General features: G+C 65.9%; 3 protein-coding genes and 1 pseudogene. 3 read left to right on the top strand and 1 reads right to left on the bottom strand.

All coding sequences use genetic code 11. From position 1 onward, the window contains the following. The 3 genes and pseudogenes from M6444_RS15660 to M6444_RS15650 all read left to right on the top strand — a co-directional run. Positions 1–381, top strand: a pseudogene (locus tag M6444_RS15660) (hypothetical protein); the annotation flags it as partial. 25 nt (positions 382–406) lie between these two features. Further along, a complete protein-coding gene (locus tag M6444_RS15655; RefSeq protein WP_298329314.1) occupies positions 407–628 on the top strand; it encodes a type II toxin-antitoxin system VapB family antitoxin in 222 nt (73 codons plus the stop codon). Further along, entirely contained in the window at positions 625–1,044 is a 420-nt protein-coding gene (locus M6444_RS15650) for a PIN domain-containing protein (RefSeq protein ID WP_298329311.1), read from the top strand. Before M6444_RS15655 ends, M6444_RS15650 begins: the two co-directional genes overlap by 4 nt. Positions 1,045–1,066: 22 nt before the next feature. Here the strand turns inward: M6444_RS15650 and M6444_RS15645 are convergent. Further along, positions 1,067–1,606 (bottom strand): ABC transporter permease (locus M6444_RS15645; RefSeq protein ID WP_298329307.1); only part of this gene is annotated, 540 nt, incomplete at its 5' end.

The raw sequence follows: 1,606 nt of genomic DNA, 5'->3' as shown, positions 1-1,606 counted from the left end.
GACCGCCGTCCCGAGGCCGCGACGTGGCTCATCCCGTCGATGATCGTGGTCGGCGCGGTGACGATGCTGTTGGGTGCCACCGGTACCGGGGTGCTGCTGGGGGTCGGCGCCGTCGGCGCGATCGCCGGTGGGTGGGGTTGGACCGCCCTGTTCTTTCTCACCCTGGTCCGCGCCGACCCCACGCGGCCGGGGGCGATGGCCGGCGTGGGTCTGTCCGGCCTGGCCGTCGGCAACGCGCTGGGCCCGATCGTGTTCGGCTTCGTCGCCTCCTCGGTGTCGTACTCCGGGGCATGGCTGACCGCCGCGGTGGCAGCCGGGGTCGCCGCAGCACTGATGTACAGCGGCACCCGCCGGCTGGCCGCCACCGAGCAGAGTGTGTGATCTCTGCTCCACATGAGGTGAGATCATGCCTGTCACGCAGATTGATATCGACGACGACGCCCTCACCGAAGCCATGCGGATTTCGGGTGCCCGAACCAAGAAGGACACGGTCAACCTGGCGCTGCGCGATTATGTAGCCAATCATCGACGTATCGAGGCGCTCGAACGTTACGCGTCGCTGTCGGCTGGATGGGACTACGAAGGGTGGCAGCACCAGAGGCAAGCTGAGCAGGTACCGGCGGAGTGATTCGGTACCTCATCAACTCGTCGGCACTATGGCGCATTCTCAGGAGCGAAGACACGCGGTCCGCGTGGTCTGCGGCGATCAGGTCCGGTGCCGTCGGCTCGTGTGATCCGCAGCGTGTCGAGTTCCGGCGGTCGGCTCGAAATCTCGACGAGTACGAACAAATGTCCGCAATGTTCGACGAGCTCTATCCCGACGTGGCCGTGCCGAAAAGCGCATGGCGATGGATCGAGTCGGCCCAATATCGATTGCTACGTGAGGGCGCACACCGCTCGATGTCCGCGGTGGACCTACTCATCTGTGCGACCGCTGTGCATCATGGTCTGTCCGTCGTGCATGATGATCACGACTACACGGCAGCGGCGCGACTTCTCGAGGATGTCCGCGAGCGTCATGTCGGCGATATCCGGCAGGTGTGAACTCACCCGCGGACGCGCACGCTCACGACGAGTTGCGCATCGCCCGGGTACCGACGACGAGGCCCACGGCGGCCACGACCACCGCAGCTGTGAAGCCGGCCGTCACCGTGTCGGCAGCGTAGTCTCCGCTGAACAGGGCACGTTCGGCGTCCACCACGTAGCTCAACGGGTTGAACTGCGCCATCGTGCGCAGCCAGCCTGGGCCGTCGTCGACCGGCAGCAGGATCCCGGCCAGCAGGAGCAGCGGGAACAACACCGTCTGCTGCACGGTCCAGAACAGCCACTCCGTGTTCTTCGACGCCAAGGCCAAGGTGTACGACAGCGCGCCCAGTCCGACGGCCATGATCGCCAGCATCAGCAGCCCCAGGGTTGCGCCGCCGAGGTGCACATCGAAACCGAACGGCACACACGCGCCGACGATGATCGCGGTCTGGATCACCAGCGGCACCGCCTCCTTCAGCGCGCGTCCGATGATGAGCGCCGGGCGACTCAACGGGGTCACGAGCATCCGTTCGTGCGCGCCGGTCTGAATCTCGAACAGCAGATTCGACCCGGTGAACGA

Origin of the sequence: Haloactinopolyspora sp., from assembly GCF_027324685.1 — a bacterium.
Lineage (GTDB): Bacteria > Actinomycetota > Actinomycetes > Jiangellales > Jiangellaceae > Haloactinopolyspora.
The sequence above is the reverse complement of the archived record's forward strand: the minus strand, read 5'-3'. Positions and strand labels throughout refer to the sequence as shown.